Origin of the sequence: Pelagerythrobacter marensis (assembly GCF_001028625.1) — a bacterium.
Taxonomy (GTDB): Bacteria; Pseudomonadota; Alphaproteobacteria; order Sphingomonadales; family Sphingomonadaceae; genus Pelagerythrobacter; species Pelagerythrobacter marensis.
Window position 1 is genome coordinate 2,565,560 of record NZ_CP011805.1, and the last position, 17,517, is coordinate 2,583,076.

The 17,517-nt window shown below is 63.5% G+C and carries 13 protein-coding genes; 7 read left to right on the forward strand and 6 right to left on the reverse strand.

The window, feature by feature from the left end:
* The first annotated feature begins 69 nt into the window (after positions 1 to 69).
* The 5 genes from AM2010_RS12130 to AM2010_RS12150 all read left to right on the forward strand — a co-directional run bounded on the left by AM2010_RS12130 (position 70) and on the right by AM2010_RS12150 (position 6,776).
* On the forward strand, positions 70 to 2,262 hold the full coding sequence (locus AM2010_RS12130; protein WP_160325578.1) for a S9 family peptidase: 2,193 nt from the start codon (positions 70 to 72) through the stop codon (positions 2,260 to 2,262).
* Between the two features lies 1 nt (position 2,263).
* Positions 2,264 to 3,937: a DUF885 family protein gene (locus AM2010_RS12135; RefSeq protein WP_053044078.1), complete on the forward strand. Its 1,674-nt coding sequence runs from the start codon at positions 2,264 to 2,266 to the stop codon at positions 3,935 to 3,937.
* 8 nt (positions 3,938 to 3,945) lie between these two features.
* The gene (locus tag AM2010_RS12140) at positions 3,946 to 4,425 is read left to right on the forward strand and encodes a DUF3830 family protein (RefSeq protein WP_047807290.1); all 480 of its coding nucleotides are present in this window, start codon (positions 3,946 to 3,948) and stop codon (positions 4,423 to 4,425) included.
* 10 nt (positions 4,426 to 4,435) lie between these two features.
* Positions 4,436 to 5,338 carry a bile acid:sodium symporter family protein gene (locus AM2010_RS13830; RefSeq protein WP_053044079.1) on the forward strand — a complete coding sequence of 301 codons (903 nt, stop codon included), beginning with the start codon at positions 4,436 to 4,438 and terminating at the stop codon, positions 5,336 to 5,338.
* Positions 5,339 to 5,474: 136 nt separating this feature from the next.
* The gene (locus AM2010_RS12150; protein ID WP_053044080.1) at positions 5,475 to 6,776 is read left to right on the forward strand and encodes an NAD(P)/FAD-dependent oxidoreductase; all 1,302 of its coding nucleotides are present in this window, start codon (positions 5,475 to 5,477) and stop codon (positions 6,774 to 6,776) included.
* Positions 6,777 to 6,790: 14 nt separating this feature from the next.
* On the opposite strand, the gene AM2010_RS12155 is transcribed toward AM2010_RS12150, so the two are convergent.
* Positions 6,791 to 7,261, reverse strand: a complete 471-nt coding sequence (locus tag AM2010_RS12155; RefSeq protein ID WP_047807291.1) for a MarR family winged helix-turn-helix transcriptional regulator — start codon at positions 7,259 to 7,261, stop codon at positions 6,791 to 6,793.
* Positions 7,262 to 7,377: 116 nt separating this feature from the next.
* Here AM2010_RS12155 and AM2010_RS12160 point away from each other — a divergent pair, with 116 nt between their 5' ends.
* A complete protein-coding gene (locus AM2010_RS12160; protein WP_047807292.1) occupies positions 7,378 to 9,099 on the forward strand; it encodes a DUF885 domain-containing protein in 1,722 nt (573 codons plus the stop codon).
* A gap of 22 nt (positions 9,100 to 9,121) precedes the next feature.
* On the opposite strand, the gene AM2010_RS12165 is transcribed toward AM2010_RS12160, so the two are convergent.
* From AM2010_RS12165 to AM2010_RS12180, 4 genes are read right to left on the reverse strand one after another with little or no spacing between them, the layout of a single operon-like run.
* On the reverse strand, positions 9,122 to 10,558 hold the full coding sequence (locus AM2010_RS12165; RefSeq protein ID WP_047807293.1) for an indolepyruvate oxidoreductase subunit beta family protein: 1,437 nt from the start codon (positions 10,556 to 10,558) through the stop codon (positions 9,122 to 9,124).
* Positions 10,558 to 12,681 carry an indolepyruvate ferredoxin oxidoreductase subunit alpha gene (locus tag AM2010_RS12170; protein WP_047807294.1) on the reverse strand — a complete coding sequence of 708 codons (2,124 nt, stop codon included), beginning with the start codon at positions 12,679 to 12,681 and terminating at the stop codon, positions 10,558 to 10,560. The genes AM2010_RS12165 and AM2010_RS12170 overlap by 1 nt, the downstream gene beginning before the upstream one ends.
* A 4-nt stretch (positions 12,682 to 12,685) precedes the next feature.
* Positions 12,686 to 13,462, reverse strand: a complete 777-nt coding sequence (locus tag AM2010_RS12175) for a cyclase family protein (RefSeq protein WP_047807295.1) — start codon at positions 13,460 to 13,462, stop codon at positions 12,686 to 12,688.
* A gap of 51 nt (positions 13,463 to 13,513) precedes the next feature.
* A complete protein-coding gene (locus AM2010_RS12180) occupies positions 13,514 to 15,334 on the reverse strand; it encodes a tetratricopeptide repeat protein (RefSeq protein ID WP_058350922.1) in 1,821 nt (606 codons plus the stop codon).
* Positions 15,335 to 15,460: 126 nt separating this feature from the next.
* On the opposite strand from AM2010_RS12180, the gene AM2010_RS12185 reads away from it, so the two are divergent.
* A complete protein-coding gene (locus AM2010_RS12185; protein WP_047807297.1) occupies positions 15,461 to 16,861 on the forward strand; it encodes an amidohydrolase family protein in 1,401 nt (466 codons plus the stop codon).
* A gap of 6 nt (positions 16,862 to 16,867) precedes the next feature.
* On the opposite strand, the gene AM2010_RS12190 is transcribed toward AM2010_RS12185, so the two are convergent.
* Positions 16,868 to 17,389 carry a MarR family winged helix-turn-helix transcriptional regulator gene (locus tag AM2010_RS12190; RefSeq protein ID WP_058350924.1) on the reverse strand — a complete coding sequence of 174 codons (522 nt, stop codon included), beginning with the start codon at positions 17,387 to 17,389 and terminating at the stop codon, positions 16,868 to 16,870.
* Positions 17,390 to 17,517 lie beyond the last annotated feature (128 nt).

A 17,517-nucleotide genomic window follows, 5' to 3' on the forward strand; every position in this document is an offset into this window, starting at 1 on the left:
CGCTTGGATCGAGGGTAGAGAGTGGAGTTTCCCGAAATGGGCATGTTTGGTTTTTTCCGATCGGCCGGAATGGCAGCGGTGCTGTTCCTCGCCACTGCTTCTCCTGCGGCGGCTGAGGGGGCTACGGCAACCGATGCCGGGGCGGTCGCGGGCACGACGCTGTCGATCGGGGAGCTTTACCGTGACAAGAGCCTGATCGGGACCACTCCGGAAGGCTATAGCTGGGCGCCGGACAACGACACCGTCCTGTTTCTGTGGAACGACGAAGGATACAGCTTTCGCGATGTCTGGGCCTATTCCGCGCGGACCGGCGAGAAGACCCGGCTGACTTTCCTAGGCCGCGATAGCGATCCCGAAGTGCAGCAGGCCGGCATCGCCCAGGCGGTTATGCTGGGCGAGGGCCGGGTGGCCTTCACCCTGGGCGGGCAGCTCCACATTCGGGAAGCCGACGGATCGATCTCGCCAGTCGAAACCGACAAGCGGGCGATCCGCAAGCTGGCCGTGTCGCCCGATGGCAAGTGGCTTGCGTTCGTTTCGGGGAACCCGGTTGATACCCGCAATCGTGTCACGCTGGGCGGGGTGCTGTGGGTTCGCAGCATCGGCGAGAGGAGCGATATCGCAGCGCGCCGGCTTGTCAGCAGCGACGATCCGAAAGTTTACGTCCAGGATTACGAATGGGCGAGCGATGGCAAGGCCATCACCTTTCAGCAGTCCGACGACCGGGCGATGCCGGAACGCGACATCTATTTTTATGCAGACGGCGAGCTTCAGAACAATCGTGTAATCCGTGCCTTCCCCGGCGACGAAACGACGCGGGCGCTTGTCGGTATGGTCTCTATCGCCTCGGGCGAGATTCGCTTCTTCGACCGGCCGGACCCCAAGCACCATGTCTGGGACTATGGCCTTTCGGGGGATGGTGAGCGGCTGTTTATCAGCGGCTCCGATCTGGAGGCGAAAGAGCACACCATATATCTCTACGATACCGCGACCGGTGAGCGCGAAACGTTCTATCAGTTGCGTGAACCGCGCCACTTGCGGCCTGACTGGCAAGTGGACTGGGCGCCGGGTGACGATGGCCTGATCATACTGACCGATCGCGATGGCTGGCTGCAGCTCTATCACCAGCGCCAGGCAGGCGAGACCCCGCGCCAGATCACGCAGGGCGAATGGGAAATCGAAGGCTTCGCCGTCGATCGGGCGACGAACTCGCTCTACTTCACGGCGAACAAGTCGCACCTGGCCGATCGTCAGATCTATCGTGTGCCTTTCACCGGGGGCGAGGTGGAGCGCGTTTCGGGCGCTGCACCGGGAACGCATCAGCCGGTCTATTCTCCCGACTTCAGCCGTATCGCCGACTGGTACAGCAGCGATACGATGCCGCCGGAACTGTTCGTGATCGACACTGCCCGGCCGGGAACGGCGGAACGTGTCACCCGTTCGCCCCAGCCGGATTTCTATGAACAGACGTGGGCGGATACCCGCTATGTCGAATTCCCGAGCCATGTGGACGGGATGAATCTGGTCGCCCGGCTCAGCGTGCCGGCGAATTTCGATCCCAACCGGCGCTATCCGGTGATCGTCGGTTCGGTCTATTCGGATGCCGTCCGCAATCAGTGGGGCGGGCGCCGATCCCACCCGACCTGGGGCCTGGATCAGTATCTTGTCAGCCAGGGCTATCTCGTGATCAGCGTCAATGTTCGCGGATCGTGGGGGCAGGGGCGCGACCATAATCAGACGCAGCTGCACAGCTACGGCGAAACCGACATCAACGATCTGGAAAGCGGCGTGCGCTATCTGATCGCGGAAGGTCATGCCGACCCGGACCGGATCGGTATCTGGGGATCAAGCTACGGCGGGCTGATGACGATCATGTCGCTGGCCAAGAAGCCCGGCGTCTATGCCGCGGGCATAGCCGGCGCACCGGCCACCAACGTCTGGCATGCCTACCCCTCTCAGATGTGGATCATGGGACCGCCGGAAGGCGATGACATGCCCGAACGGTACGAGGCGCAATCAGCGCTCTACCAGTCCGCGGGGATAGAAGATCCGCTGATGATCATCCACGGCTCGCGCGACCCGGTGGTGCTCTATTCCGACACCATCGCACTGGCCGAAGCCATGATCGAGCGGGAGCAGATGTTCGAACTGGTCACCCTGCCGGGCGCGCATCACGGCTGGGATCTCGAAGGTTTGCCGCAGACCCGCTTTTCGTTCCGCAAGATGGTCGAATTCTTCGATCGCAACGTGAAGAACAGGAAGTAGGATGCTGCGCGCGATAATGGCCTTTATCGTCGGTGGAGCCGCAATGCTGGCAACGGCGAGTGCGGCGAATGAACCGGCCGTCCAGGACCTGGGTGCGGAGTTCTGGGCGTGGCGGGCCACGACCCAGCCGGCGACGAGCGACGACATCCCCCGCATCGAGCGGCCGGATCGCTGGGTGCCCGACTGGTCGCCTGCAGCGGTCGAGCGACAGAAGGAGGCATTGCGCCAGTTCGAAGCGCGCTGGCAGCGCCTTGCAGACGAACCGCGGAATGTCAGCCAGTCGGTCGATTACCGCCTTGTCGGTTCAGCGCTTGCCCGGGTGCGGTGGGAACTCGATCACGTCGCCGCATGGCGGCGGCAGCCGCATTTCTATGTCGCGCAAGCCTTCACCCCGGTGTTCGAAACGCTCCTGCCCCCGCCGCCGGTCGAGAGTGCGCGGATCGAACAGGTCGTTCGCCTGCTGGACAATGCACCCTCGGTTTTCGCCGCAGGGCAGCAGAACCTGGACGATATGCGCGGCCCGTTCGTCGACGCCGCGCTATCGCAACTGGATCAGGTGCCCGCCAGCCTGCGGGGCATGGTCGCAGGGCTCGACCCCCACGCTACGCCTGCGCAACGTTCAGCACTGGCGGCATCGGCTGAAAGAGCGATCGCATCGGCTGAACAGTTTGCGCGTTTCCTTGAGAACAATCGCGCTGGCCTGCCCGACAGCACGGCCGTGGGTGCCGACAGCTATCGCTTCTTCCTGAACGAAGTGGCGCTCTATCCCTATTCGCCGGCGGACTTGCTGGTCATGGGCCGGCAGGAATGGGCCCGTTCGGTCCTGTTCGAGGAACTCGAGCGCAATCGCAATGCGGGCGTGTCCGAGCTGCCGATCGGACGCTCGATAGATGCCGTCACCGCGCAGCTCGACGCCGATGAGCTGGAGGTTCGCAAGTTCCTGCGCGAACGGGGGCTGCTGACCGTTCCCGACTGGGCAGGGCATTACAATGCGCAGCCTTTCCCCGATTACCTGGCACCTATCGGCTGGCTGGGCAGAACGTTCGATCTGACCAGTCAGAGTCGGGTCGGGCAGGACGCCACCGTTTACCTGCCCGATCCGTCGCCCGATCTGGGTTACTTCAACCTGTCGATCACGCGCGATCCCAAGCCGATTATCGTTCACGAAGGTGTGCCGGGCCACTTCTTTCAGCTTGCTTTGGGCTGGAAGCACCCCAATCCGCTGCGCCGGCATTATTACGACAGCGGCGCGAACGAAGGGACCGGCTTCTACGCTGAGGAGATGATGCTCCAGGCCGGATTGTGGTCGGATGCACCCAAATCTCGCGAGATCATCTACAACTTCGCACGGGCGCGGGCGCTGCGGGTAGAGGTGGACGTTAAGCTCGCGATGGGCGAGTTCACAATAGCCGAAGCGGCCGATTACCTCGAAGCGATGGTGCCGATGGATCGCCCCACGGCCGAGCACGAAGCGGTATTCTTCGCGGCCGCGCCGGGGCAGGCCATCAGCTACCAGATCGGAAAGATGCAGACGGCGGAATTCCTGGCCGAAGCGCGTGTGCGCGAAGGGGATGCTTTCGATCTGAAACGATTCCACGACTTTCTGTGGCTGAACGGCAATGTGCCGATCGCGCTGCAGAAAGAAGAATACTTTGCAACGACTGGCGAGGATTGAGGGGCGATATGCGGATCATTCGATTGGTAGAACCGGAATCCGGCCTGTCTGCTCGCTGCCAGTTGCTGGACGATGCGGCGCCCGTGTCGGCGCAGTTCCTCTGGGATCTTGCCGAACGCAAGGCCGGCTTCGACGCGATGCACGCGATCTGGACCGGCCCGGAAATTTCAGTTCCGATGCCCGCCGGGGTCCTGCCCGGCGATATGGACCAGCCCGCCGTTCCGCCCGAGAACGCTACATCGTATCCGGATGCCGGTGACATCGTCCTGGCCTATCTTGCAGCGGGCAGCACCAAAGGTCTGCCGCCGGGCGACTTTTACGACATCGGGCTGTTCTATGGCGGCGGTGGGCGCCTGATGATGCCGTTCGGCTGGATCCAGGCGAACGTGTGCGCACGTATCCTGGATGAGGATCTGGCCAAGGCTCAGGCCGATTGCCGTACGATCCGCCGCAACGGCGCCTGCACCCTGTCGCTCGAAACGGTCTGAAGGGGCGGGTATGGCGTACGATGATCTGATGGCGCTGCTGGGCGACTGGCTCCTGCCGGGTTCGCTGGTCGCCATCATGGCCTCTATGGGGCTGTCGCTGACGGCGGACGATTTCCGGCAGGTGTTTCGCAACAAGCGGGCGCTGATACTCGGCGTATGTTCGATGCTGGTGGTGCCACCCTTGATCGGCGTGACCATGGCGCTGACCGTCGCCCCCACCGCCGCCCTGGCGGTCGGGTTCGTGTTGCTGGCGACGACACCGGGCGGCATGCTGTCGAACCTGTTTACCGACATGGCGAAAGGCGATCTGGCGCTGTCGATGTCGATGACGCTGATCATCAGCATGATCTACATCGTGGTCGTGCCATTCTATGCGCATTTTGCGCTGCTGCACTTCATGGGGCTGGACGCGGAAGTGAACATTCCGCTGGGCCAGTTCTTCTGGGATATCTTCTCGATCACGCTGTTGCCCGTGGCGACCGGTTTCGCCGTGCGGGCCTGGCGCCCCGCGCTGGCGCTGAGCATCAAGCCCTATGTGAAGAACATCGCGACGATCGTGCTGTTCGCCTCGTTCGGGCTGATCCTGTTCGATCAGGTCCCGGTCCTGCGCGAGAACCTGGGCGCGCTGTTCTGGATAACTGTTGCGATCAATCTCGCCGTCGTTCTGGTCGTCATGGGCATAGTGCGGTTCGCGGGATTCTCGCGGCGCGAAAATACCGCCATCGGGATAGAACACCTTATGCGGCAGGAAGGAACGGCGATCTTTATCGCCGTATCCATCGTGGGAAATAACGAAATGTCCCTGCCGATGATCATGAATACGCCGGTTGCCCTGTGCTTCGTTCTCATTTTTGTTGCTGCGGCAAGACGAATGGGGCGCGACAGTTCGTCATTTGGCCGTGCGGCAACCTGAAAACAGAACAATGTCAAAGCCCGAACGACGGGTGAGCAGGAAAGTTACAGAGATGAAGTTGTCCCCGCTTCCGGGCAGCGTTGAGAGCACACATCCTCTCGCGCAAGTGCTCCTTTCGCTTGAGAGTGAGCGGTAAATGCCACGCACAGGTGCGTCAGATGCCCACGGCGCCCAGGCGCCGGACCAGTCGTTGTGGCTCTCCACAGCGCCTGCCGGTGCGACCCTGCCGCCGCTGCGGGGACACGTGGAGACGGAGGTTCTCGTGATCGGGGCCGGTGTGGCAGGGGCCACCACTGCCCTCCATCTTGCCGAGCGCGGCATACAGGTGGCGGTGGTCGAAGCCGGCGAACCGGGTTGCGGCGCCACCGGGCAGAGCGGCGGGCTGATCGCGCCCGATTACATTCGCCATTCGCCTGAAACGATTTGCACGGCCCTGGGGACCGAGGCTGGCGAGCGATTGACGCGCATGATCGGTCGTTCGGCGCAGACCGTGTTCGATCTTGTCGAAAGACATGCGATAGATTGCGATCCGCGGCAGGACGGGTTCTACACCCCCGCCCATACGGAGGCACTGGCCCAGGACCAGCGCCAATATGCCGAGCAGTGGCGGACGCGGGGCTACGATGTCGACTTTGTCGAGGCGGAGGCAAGTGCACGCCTGTTCGGAAGCCCGCGCTATGCCGGTGCGCTGCAGTTCCGGACAGGCGGCAGCCTAAATCCCCTGGCCTATGTTCGCGGTCTGATACGCTCAGCGCTCGATAGTGGTGCGAAAGTGTTTGCCAACAGCCGGGTGAAGTCTCTGACGCGCCAGGCCGGCGGCTGGATCTGTCGCACCCGCGAAGGCACGATCCGCGCCCGGCGGCTGGTACTGGCGGCCAATGGCGGCAACGCAGCCCTGCATCCGGCGATGGAGCGCACCAGTCTGCCGCTCCATGTGGTGCAGTTCGCCACCTCACCGCTTTCTTCGGATCAGCGGCAGGCGACTTTGCCCGAAGGCGGCGCTTTCACCGACAAGCGTCCGTACCTGTTTACCGCCCGAACCGATCGGCACGGTCATCTGATTTCCGGTTATCCGACGACTTTTTTCGTACGGGGAGATCGGGCGCGCCGGCGCGAGGCGGAACGGCGGCTGCGGCAGAATTTCGCGGCCCTGCCCGCCCCCGATATCGGCCACATCTGGCGCGGGCTTGCCTGGGTCAACACTTCGTTCCTGCCCGAGATTTACGATCTTGGCGATGATGCAATCGCGATCCAGGCCTGCAACGGGCGCGGCATCGCCACCAACACCGCATTGGGCGTGGAACTGGCGGAGATGCTCGCGACCGGCGAGCGTGAGGCTTTGTCGGTGCAGCCGCGCAGCCCGCAACCCATTCGCTTTCACGCTGCCGCGGCGATGATGCCCAAGTTGCTCATGTCCCTCGCATACCTGTCGGACTGATCGGGATGCGGGCTTCAGGGAACGAGCGGTTCCAGGTTGTCGTGAAGCTGATTGAGCAAGCCGATCAGCTGCTCGAACTCGTCGGGGGCAAGTCCGTTGACGAGGTGTTCGTAAATCGGCGCCGTGGCCTGCCGCGCCGTCGCCAGACGTTTCTCCCCTTCCGGCGCCAGCGCGACCATCGAAACACGCGCGTCGGTATTGCTTTGGGTCTTGGTAATCAGACCCGCGGCGATCATCCGCTGCATGATCCGCGTCATGGTGGACAGATTGATGACGGCCGTATCGGAAATATCGCGCGCGCTTCGCGGCGACTTTTCGCCCAGGATCATCAGCACTCGCCAACTGGGGATATCCAGATCGATCGCGCGCAACCGCGTATCGATGATCGTGTTGTACCGGCTCACCAGCCGGGTGAGCAGATAGAATGGATAGCGTTCGACCTGAAATGCAGGCGTGCGCGGATTTCCGGATCGGAAGGCGTCCATGAACGGCAACTAGGCGGAACCATTTTTCAGCGCAATGTGCCTCGCGCCTTTCTGCCGAACCCGTTGCCAGCGCCCAATCTCAAAGGATAGCCGATATGCCCGCTTCCGCTTCGTCTATGAACGCCCGGCTGCCGCGTCTCGCGGCATTGTGCCTGGCTGCTGTATTCGTGGTGGCGGCGCGGGCCCCGGACTTGCCCGAACTGATCGCAGAATACGAAGACTTCGCGGCCGAGTATCCGATGGAAGCCGGCCGGTCCGACCCCACGAGTTCGCGCGAAGGATGGCCTGCAGAATCGCCAAAAGACATGGCATGGCGCCGGGCCGAACTGGAACGGCTGGCGGATGCGCTCGATCGGCTACCCGATCGCTCGCTGGAGCAGGAAGACCGCATCAATCGCGATCATCTGCGCGCGTTGATCGGCTGGCGGATCGAGGGCATCGATTTCGACGAGCGCCGTTTCGCCTTCGTGGCCCACGAAGGATTCTACAACACACCGTATTCCGTGGCTCGCAGGATCGATCTTCAGAACGAAGATCAGGCGCGCGCGTGGTTGGCGCGGATGCGCGGGATACCGGCATACTTCGCGCAACAGCGGGCGAACCTGGAACGCGGCGTGGCGACGGGGTGGACCCACCCGGAACTGGTTGCCGATGTCGCCGTGGCGGTTTTGCGCAAGCAGATCGCGCGCGCGCCTGAACAAGACCCGATGGTCGAAGCGCTGGCGGCGTTCCCTGCGGTCGCGGCACAGGCCCGCGGCCTGATCGCGAACGAAATTCGGCCCGCGCAACGCGCCATGCTGAGCTATATCGACGGTCCGTATCGCGAGGCGGCGCGGCAGGAACTCGGCATCGCGGCGGTTCCGAATGGCCGGGCCTACTACGATTTCCTGCTCCGTTACTACACCACGACCGATCTTTCGGCAGAGGATATTCACGCGCTGGGCCTGTCCGAAGTGCGCCGAATCCGGGCGGAGATGGATGCCGTAATCGCGTCGACCGGGTTCGAGGGTGATTTTGCCGAATGGCTGCATTTCCTGCGGACCGATCCGCAGTTCTACGCCACCAGCCGCGAAGAGCTGATCGAAAAGTACGCAGCAGCCGCGAAACGGATCGACGGCGTTCTACCGCGGTATTTTTCCCATCTTCCGCGTCAGCCCTTCACGATCGTTCCCGTCCCGCGGGAGCTGGAGGAAGGCTACACCACTGCCCGTGGCGGCGGCGGCGGGGACATGGAGAAGGGTTTCGCCGGTACGTTCGTCGTCAACACATCGCACCTCGATCAGCGTCCCCTGTACGAAGTCCCGGCGCTGAGCCTGCACGAAGCTGCGCCGGGGCATCATACGCACGGGGCGCTGAACCGCGAAAACAGGAACCTCCCCGGCTTCCGCCGCGCGCGCGATCTGCTCGCATTCCGCGAAGGCTGGGCGCTCTATGCCGAGCGGCTTGGGCATGAAATGGGCGTTTACCGCAATGCCTATGAGAAGTTCGGCAGCCTATCGACCGAGATGTGGCGCGCCTGCCGCATGGTCGTCGACACCGGCATTCACGTGATGGGCTGGGACTATGCACGGGCGCGGAAGTGCTTTGAGGACAATACCGCGCTGGCGGACGTCAATATCGATACCGAGCTGGCCCGTTATATTGGCGCGCCTGCCGGTGCGGTCGCCTACAAGGTCGGTGAACTGAAGATCGTCGCCCTACGGCAGCGCGCCGAGGAGGCCCTGGGGGATCGCTTCGACATTCGCGCCTTTCACGATCTCGTGCTGGCGCAAGGCCAGTTGCCGATGACTCTGCTGGAAACGCAGGTCGATGCCTGGATCGAAGCCAACCGCGAATAGAACTGCGGAAGACCGCCAGGGGTCAGGCGGCAAGGGCCGCCGCCAGCGCCTTCCCGTCTTCATCCGCCAGCGCGGCTTCGCGCAGGCGCGCAATCCCGGCGGCATCGATTCCGCCCTGGCGGTAACGGTCGACGATCAGCCCGAAACTGCGCAGGCCGCGTTCGAACGTATCGCCATATCCCTTGATCAGGCGCTGGCATTTGACGAGTTCCAGCGCGCTCGCCGGTTCGGCCGCTCGCACCAGGGCAAGCCAGTCTTCAATCCGTGCCTGTTCGATTGCGTAGCGCAGCGTCCCCCGCCGCCAGCGCCGCCAACCCGCGAGCGCTTGCAATGCCAGGAACCAGCGCAGGCTGGTCGTTTCGACATGACGCCCCTTGGCGAAGAGCGGCTTCAAAAGACGCTGCATGCGCTTGCTGGCGAGGACCCGGCGGCCGATCGCTGCGGGCAGGGTTTCGCAGATTTCCTCCAGCCGGGGATGGAGATACTCGGTCAGTTGCACGATCTGGTCGTCCTGCGCCTTCACCTCTTCCCTGACGCGCGCAAAGCGCGAGCGCCGGATCTTCAGCGCGGCGACCCTGATCGTGTCCTCGTACGACATCCACAGCGCCAGATGGCGTGCGGCCTCGGCCACAAATTCGCCGGTCCCGGCCAGAGCTTCCAGCCGATCGAGATAGAGTTCGGCGTAGCGCCGATCCTGATAGTCGATCAGCCGCCGAACGCCCTCGAACGCAAAGGCATGGGCTTCTTGCGGGAGCGCGCGCTCAATCCGCTGTGCCAGTGCGCGACCGGCTTCGCTGGTTGGTTCCGGGCGTTCGGTGTCCGACGTTTCGGCAGCATCCAGCTTGCCCTGGGCGGCATCGAACCCAGCGGCAAAACCGCGCAAGTTCGCATCGATGGCTTTCCCGCCCGCCCGGATCGCGTTTTCGAACGCTTCCCGCTGGAAAGGCAGGCCGCCGCTGCCGGCAAGCGCACCGAACATGATCGAGCTGATCACACTGCCATTCGCATCGGCGGTGGATTCCATATCGAAGCCGATGAAGCGTCCGGCGCGCTCCTGCGCTGCGGCAAGAATGCGGTCGTTGCTGGCGCGGCCATCACCCATCGCGGTCTTCTCGCTAATGGCGTAGACACGGTGCGTCGATCCGATGAGAAGCGTGTCTTTCGAGACGAAGCCGCGCAGGATCGCGCGCCCGGCTTCCATCAGTTCGGATGCGACGACGATATCGACATCCCCCGGCACGGGCATCAGCGCCAGAACGGGGGCGTCCGCAGTGTCGGCCGGAATCATTTCGACATAATAGACGGTTGCGCCGGTGCGCTGGGCCACGCCGGGCACCGATGTGCCCTGTGCGATATAGCCGCACGCCTCGGCCAGTTGAACGATCCAGTTGGCCAGAACGCCGCCGCCCTGGCCGCCCAGCCCGAGCACTGCGATCGTGATTCTTTCGCGCCCGGTCATCAGAATGCCCTCGCCGCCAGTTTGCGTTCGTCGTGCCGCTGCAGAAAGCCGATCACCCACTGGCGCATCCGGTGGCGAATACGGTCGCCCCGGCTGGGGTTGCTGATGATCCGGGCCTTGTAGAACGAAGGACACAGGATCGCCGCGTGGCTCACTTCGCCGCACACACCGCAACCCACGCAGCTGTTTTCGACGTGGGCGACCGGGTCCTGCCGCAGCGGATCCGGATTTGTGCGGATCGACAGGGAGGGGCAGCCCGACAGGCGGATGCAGCTGTGGTCGCCGGTGCAGGTATCGGGATCGACGCCGAAACGTTCGCGCACGACGCGCTGCCCGCTCTTCAGTGCGCGGGCAATCTGCGGTTTCAGCCGGCGCTGCCGGTTGAGCTGGCATTCGGACTGGGCGATCAGCACCTTTGGCCCTTTTTCGGGCGAGGTTAGCGCTTCGCGGATGGTATCGCGCATGCCGGCGACATCGTATGTCCGGGTGCGTGTCCTGGCCCAGGCGATCCCGACGCCGCGCACGGCGCGCTCGATAGGATTGTTGGTCTTGCGATGGGGCGGCTTCGCACGCGACGAGAGGATATCCTGCCCGCCAGTCGCCGCAGAATAGCCGTTGTCGACGATAATCGTCAGGTTGTCGTCCTGGTTGAAGACGGCGTTGCCGATCCCAGACGTCAGCCCGTTATGCCAGAAACCGCCGTCGCCCATGATCGCCACGGCGCGCTTGCCTTCCGGCTTGAACGCGGAAGCGCCAGCCGTGCCGAGGCCGTAGCCCATCGTCGTGTTGCCGATATGAAACGGCGGCAGGATCGAAAACAGGTGGCAGCCGATATCGGCGGACACGTGGAGTTCGCCGATTTCCTTCTGCACCAGTTTCATGGCGGAAAAGATCGGGCGTTCGGGGCAGCCGGTGCAGAAGCCTGCCGGCCGCTGGGGCACGCTGGCGGGCGAGAGGGCGGGCGGCGGCGCGGACTGCGCGGCCGGGGCGCGGCCGGGTGCGTGCTGGCGCAGGAACTTGGACACCCCTTCACGGATCGCGTCGGCAGTATATTCGCCCGCTCGCGGAAGAACGTCCTTCCCGCAAACGGTCGTGTCCAGACCGGCGCGGCGGATCAGGGTGTTGAGTTCGTGCTCGATGAATTCGGGCTGGCCTTCCTCAACCACCAGCACGGCACGCTTGCCGGCGCAGAAATCGCGAACCTCGTCGGGGATCAGCGGATAAGTAACGTTGAGCACGTAGATCGGCAGCGACGCATTGCCATAGGCATCGGACAGATCCAGCAGTTCGAGCCCGCGGTTCAGCGAGTTGAATATGCCCCCCTGAACGATGATGCCGATGTCATCGTCTTCGGTGCCGAAGTGTTCGTTCAGTGCATTGCGGCGGATGAAATCGATTCCCGCGGGCCAGCGCTTCTCGATCTTTTCGACTTCGTGCAGGAAATTTGCCGGGGGCAGCACGATTCGATCGGTATCGCGTACCGGTGCGTCTGCCGCCTCGGCGACCGTGAGCGGCGGACGGCGATTGTCGCGCGCGGTAAAGCTGCCGGTGACGTGGCACGCCCGGACGCGCAGTTCCAGCATAACGGGAGTGTTCGACGCTTCGGAAAGCTCGAAGCCCTTCTGCACCATATCCACGATAACGGGCAGGCTGGGTCGCGGATCGAGCAGCCACATCTGCGATTTCATCGCGAAGGCATGGGTGCGTTCCTGCATGATCGAGGAACCTTCGCCGTAATCTTCGCCAAGGATGATCAGCGCGCCGCCGGTAACCCCACCCGACGCGACATTGGACAGGGCATCGGATGCCACATTCGTGCCGACAACCGACTTCCAGGCGACGGCACCGCGCAACGGATAGTTGACCGAAGCGGCCAGCATGGCGGCGGCGGTGGCTTCGCTGGCCGAGCTTTCGAAATGGACGCCAAGCCCCGCCATCAGTTCGCTGGCGTCGGAGAACACATCCATTAGATGGCTGATCGGCGACCCCTGATATCCCCCGACGTAGGCGACGCCGCTTTCGAGCAGAGCCTTGGTAACGGCGAGAATACCTTCGCCATGGAAGGTTTCGCCCTCGCCGAGCTTCAGCCGCTCGATTTCCGCCTTGAAGGAGCGTTCGGCCATGCGTTTATTCCGCGACCAGCGCGAGGACGCGCAGCGGGCTTCCCGAACCGTCTTCAATCTTGAGCGGCGCGGCGACAATCACGCTGCCCGTCGCAGGCAGCAGGTCGAGATTTTCGAGGCATTGCAATCCATAGCGCCCTGCGCCGTGGATGAGGGTGTGCGCGGGATATGCCGGCTCCAGCAGATGCGCCTGCCCGGCATCTGTGCCGATCGTTTCGACGCCCAGGCCTTGAATGTCGCGTTGTTCCAGCAGGAAGCGAACTGCCTCGGTCGTGGGCCCGGGTGTATGCGCACCCTTGTCGTCGCGGTTGGTATAGGCATCGCCTTCACGCTTCGACCAATCGGTGCGCAGCAGGACCCAGCTGCGCGGCGGGATGGGGCCATGGGTCGCTTCCCACGCCTCGATATCGGCAACGGTCAGCAGGTAATCAGGGTCAGCCGCGGATTGCTGCGAAATGTCGATCACCACGGCCGGGGCAATGAAATCTGCCGGGGGAATCGTATCGGCCGAATTGTTCGGCAGGTCTTTCCCCGATGCCCAGTGAATCGGAGCGTCGAAATGCGTGCCGGTGTGCTCGCTGACCGTAAAGTTGTTCCAGTACCAGCCGACGCCCCGTTCGTCGTAGCGCGAGATCTCTTCCTTGCTGAAACCGGCGCACTGATTGAATTCGGGCGGCAGGACGAGGGTGGGGGTGTCGGGCGACAGCGTCTGGGTGAGATCGATCGTGCGGATCGTACCCGAAGCGATCCCGCTGGCGAGCTGCTGGAGAACGTTGGTCATCGATTGGTTCCTCTCGTGCTGCGATTCTAATGATAAAACTTGCAAATGCAACTATTGTGGATGCGCGTCTGCGGGGACGGCATCGAATGCGATCGTCAGGCGGTGAGCTTCGGCAGAGAACGGGATCGTCCCGTGGTAGAAATACGATGGGAACAGGACGAGCATCCCCGGTTCCGGGCGTATCGTGCGCAGGATCCGCTCGTTCGCACCCAGATGAAGGCCGGTCTCCCCGAACTTCAGCCAGCCTTCCCGGTCGTTCATTTCCGGGGGCACGGCGACGTAGTAGACGGCGCTGATCCATCCGGCGGGGTGGATGTGGTTGGTGTGATGCCCGCCCGCATCGAGCCGCGCCGACCATGAACCGGAGAACGAAAAGCCACTGCCTTTCCGGCGCAGGAAGGGATGCGCCGGATCGTCGGGCAGATCGGCGATGTACTGCATGACTGCGTCTTCGATCATGGTGCGGACGGCTTCGATCTCGCGGATATCGCGACTGAAGAGATCGTCGGACGTTTGCGTGCCGCCGCGCAGCGTCTGCTCCAGCGGTGCGTTCCGACCACCATGGAGTGCCTGAAGAGCGCGCCCGAGATCGCTATTGAAACTCCCCGCATCGCCAGTGGCCGGCTTCAGCTGGAACGTGCGGATGAGGGCCGGGTCTTCGAGCCAGCGCGTTCTACCGTCTCCGGTCAATCGCCAGGCAATGGCTTGCAGCGCCAGTGCCTGCTGATCGAACGGATCGGCGGCAAGTCTGCGCTCGATCCGGGGCAGGGCATCGCCGTAACGTTCCAGGATCACCAAGGCGCGGGCATACTCGCGCAAGGTCGGCGCGTGATCAGGATCCAGTTTCAGGGCGGCATCGAACGTCTGAACCGCCCGATCCGGCTGGCCCGAAGACCATTGCGCCTGGGCCAGCAGGCTTTGCAGGTCGGTACCGCCAATGGTTTGTGCGACGGCCGGGCTCAGCAGCGCCGCCGCCTCTCCCGGTTCGCCGGCCAGGATCAGGCGCCTGGCGAGGCCCGCCAGAAGCCGGGGGTGACCGGGATGAGAGGCCAGCGCTTCGCGATAGCTGCGCAGATGGTCCCCGCTCTTGCCCTGATGCCACAGCATTCGGCTCAGCGATTCGTGGATATCCGCATCGGTGGGCGTCAGCCTGATTGCATGGCGGTAAGCCTCTGCCGCCTCGTCGAAACGGCCGAGATCCTGCAGGCAGTGGCCGAGGTTGTAGGGAATCTTCGCCTGCGCCGGTGACTTTGCGGCGCAATCGAGCAGGATCGGCAGCGCCTCGCGGGCGCGTCCGATCTGGCGCAGTGCCACGGCAAGGTTGTGCAGCCACGGCAAATGCCCAGGGCTCGTTTCCAACGCTGTGCGATATGCGGTGACAGCGCGGGCGTGGTGGCCCGCCGCGCTCCGGATCTCTCCGACGGCGGCCCAGGCACGGCCGTTTATCGGCCGTCGGTCGAGCAAGGGGCGCACGGTGCGTTCCGCTTCGTCGAGCAGGTCGAGCCGTATCAATGACAGCGCCAGATTGATCCGTGCGTCGTCATAGGTCGGAACCTGCCGCAGCGCCTCGCGATAGGCCTCGCTCGCATCGAATGGCCTGCCAAGGTCGAGCAGGCTGTTGCCCAGATTATTGAGCACGTGAGGCTGGTCGGGGCGGGCGGCCAGCGATCGGTTGAAGAGTTCGATCGCTTGGTCGTGATCGTTCCGTTGCCGTGCAACCATCCCGAGCAGCTGAAGCGCGTCGGGCTGGTTCGGATTCTCTCCCAGCACGCGCCGCAGCTTCCGCGCCGCGTCGTCGAGCTTGCCGGACCGGGCGAGGTTCATCGCGTCGCTGAGCAACGTGTCCTGCGCCGGTTGCGATGGTGCTTGCATCTAGCGCTCCCCATGCGGGCCGGACGCTCTGCCGGCCTGACGCGAATGTGAAACAAATCGTGCTTGCCCCGTCAAGCAATTCACGCTTTAATTCATATGTAATTGCACATTATGGGGGACGCGTCGATGAGACTGATTGGGGCATGTGGCGGAATTCGTGGTCGGACGCATCGCACACTGGCCGGGGCGGCGCTGGTCGCGGCGATAGCGGCATGGCCCGCAACTTCGGCGAAGGCGGCGCCCTATCCCGTCCCGGAAACGTCGGACGATGTCCGGCGTGTGCCGATTCCCCCGGTCGACCGCAGCGAGGAGCCGGTCATCGTCGTAGCCGGGGGCACGCTGATCGATGGCCGCGGCGGTGCCCCCGTGGAAAACGCTGTACTGGTGATGCAGGGCGACCGCATTCTGGCCGCCGGACCTTTATCGAACACGCCGCTTCCCACGGATGCGGACAGGACCATCGATGCAACCGGGCTGTTCATCATGCCCGGATTGATCGATCTCCATATCCATTTCACGCAGCAACGCTGCCACGATTTCGGACACTATTCCGACAGTCCGGCCGCAGCAGCGATCCGGGGCACGGTGCTGGCCGGGCAACTGGTCGATGCCGGCATTACCGCGGCGCGCGATGTGGGGACGGTTGATGACGTCGCCCTGCGGATAAAGGAAGCGGTCGACCGCGGCCTCATCGCCGGGCCGCGCGTCCTGTGGAGTGGCCGCCTGATTGCCAGCACCGGCGGCCATGGCGATGAAGTCACGTCGACTGCAACCGGACGACAGAAGCCCGGCCTGGGCGGCCCTTCGCGCGGCTTCAACGGCCCGTGGGAATGGCGCACGGCAGTCCGGCAGCAGGTTCGCCGGCTGGCCGACTGGATCAAGCTTGGTGCGCCGGCGGACCGCGCGGAGATAGCAGCGGCGATCGAGGAAGCGCATTCGCTGGACGTGCCCGTGGCGATCGACAGCTACGACAAATACACCGATTGGGCGATCGAGGCGGGCGTCGATACGCTTGAGCATCCACTGGCGATGACCGACGATACGGTTCCGCTGATGAAGAAGCATGGCACGGCGTTCGTGCCCACGATCGGGGCCTTCGACAACCTGTTGAACGGCGGCTACCCGACTGCGGGCATTCCGTCCGGCGGGTTCTACTACACCCATTCACGCCGCTTCGTGATCGACCAGCAGGATCATCTGGCTCGGGTATCGGAAGCCTATCGCGCGGGGGTGCCCATCGGCGTCGGCACCGATATTCCGTTCGAGAACGAAGAACGTTATCCCGACGCCTATTTTCGCGAACTGGCTTATCTTAGCGAAGCCGGGATGACCAATGCCGACGTGCTCGCATCGGCGACCCGCGTCGGGGCGGAGATCATGCGGATGGGCGACAAGCTGGGCACGATCGAACCAGGCAAAATCGCCGATGTTCTGATCGTGGGCGCGAACCCTCTCGATAGGCTCGATAACCTGCGTGATGTCCGTTACGTTATCGCGGATGGCGAGATCGTACGATCGCCGGACTAGCGCCGATTACTCGATCGGCAGCTTGCTGAGGTTCGCGCCGATTTTCTGCAACGTGCGCAGAAGATGGGCGATGTCGCGGTTGCTGATTCCATCCATTGCCCGCATGAACTGACGCCCGACGATTGGCGTCAGCTTGCGCAGCATCTGCTCGCCGGCGGCAGTCAGGGTCACCTCGGTTACGCGGTTGTCTTCCGCATTGGGCTCAGCGGTAACCAGGTTCTGTTCGATCATGCGGTCGATGATCCGGCTGATGGTCGACCGTTTGGTCAGCGCAGCCTCTGCGATCGCCCCGATGCTCGCCGGCTGGCGTTCGCGAAGAACCGTCATCACACGATATATCGGCTTCGAGACACCGTGCTTGTGCAGCACTTTGTCCATATCCTCGTGATACTTAAAATCGGCGTGGGCCATCAGATAGAATGGCGAATTGGCCAGCCGGAACGTCGCACTGCTGGGGTCATAATCGCCGCGGTCTTCTATCTGGCCCTTAGCATCCCCTGTCGTCTTTTTGCTCGACACTGCTTTCATATCGTCCTCAAACGCCTTTCCCGCCACACGCATCCACCGACAAGGCCGCTTCAATCGAGCACAGGTTCGGCTTGTCCGCAATCCCGCATCGCGTTCCGTTCGACCGCGCGGCAGAACCCGGATGCTTA

Bases quoted from the DNA above. Each gene is read 5' to 3' on its own strand.
- AM2010_RS12130 (WP_160325578.1), top strand. From the start codon at position 70: ATGGCAGCGGTGCTGTTCCTCGCCACTGCTTCTCCTGCGGCGGCTGAG.
- AM2010_RS12135 (WP_053044078.1), top strand. From the start codon at position 2,264: ATGCTGCGCGCGATAATGGCCTTTATCGTCGGTGGAGCCGCAATGCTG.
- AM2010_RS12140 (WP_047807290.1), top strand. From the start codon at position 3,946: ATGCGGATCATTCGATTGGTAGAACCGGAATCCGGCCTGTCTGCTCGC.
- AM2010_RS13830 (WP_053044079.1), top strand. From the start codon at position 4,436: ATGGCGTACGATGATCTGATGGCGCTGCTGGGCGACTGGCTCCTGCCG.
- AM2010_RS12150 (WP_053044080.1), top strand. From the start codon at position 5,475: ATGCCACGCACAGGTGCGTCAGATGCCCACGGCGCCCAGGCGCCGGAC.
- AM2010_RS12155 (WP_047807291.1), bottom strand. From the start codon at position 7,261: ATGGACGCCTTCCGATCCGGAAATCCGCGCACGCCTGCATTTCAGGTC.
- AM2010_RS12160 (WP_047807292.1), top strand. From the start codon at position 7,378: ATGAACGCCCGGCTGCCGCGTCTCGCGGCATTGTGCCTGGCTGCTGTA.
- AM2010_RS12165 (WP_047807293.1), bottom strand. From the start codon at position 10,558: ATGACCGGGCGCGAAAGAATCACGATCGCAGTGCTCGGGCTGGGCGGC.
- AM2010_RS12170 (WP_047807294.1), bottom strand. From the start codon at position 12,681: ATGGCCGAACGCTCCTTCAAGGCGGAAATCGAGCGGCTGAAGCTCGGC.
- AM2010_RS12175 (WP_047807295.1), bottom strand. From the start codon at position 13,462: ATGACCAACGTTCTCCAGCAGCTCGCCAGCGGGATCGCTTCGGGTACG.
- AM2010_RS12180 (WP_058350922.1), bottom strand. From the start codon at position 15,334: ATGCAAGCACCATCGCAACCGGCGCAGGACACGTTGCTCAGCGACGCG.
- AM2010_RS12185 (WP_047807297.1), top strand. From the start codon at position 15,461: ATGAGACTGATTGGGGCATGTGGCGGAATTCGTGGTCGGACGCATCGC.
- AM2010_RS12190 (WP_058350924.1), bottom strand. From the start codon at position 17,389: ATGAAAGCAGTGTCGAGCAAAAAGACGACAGGGGATGCTAAGGGCCAG.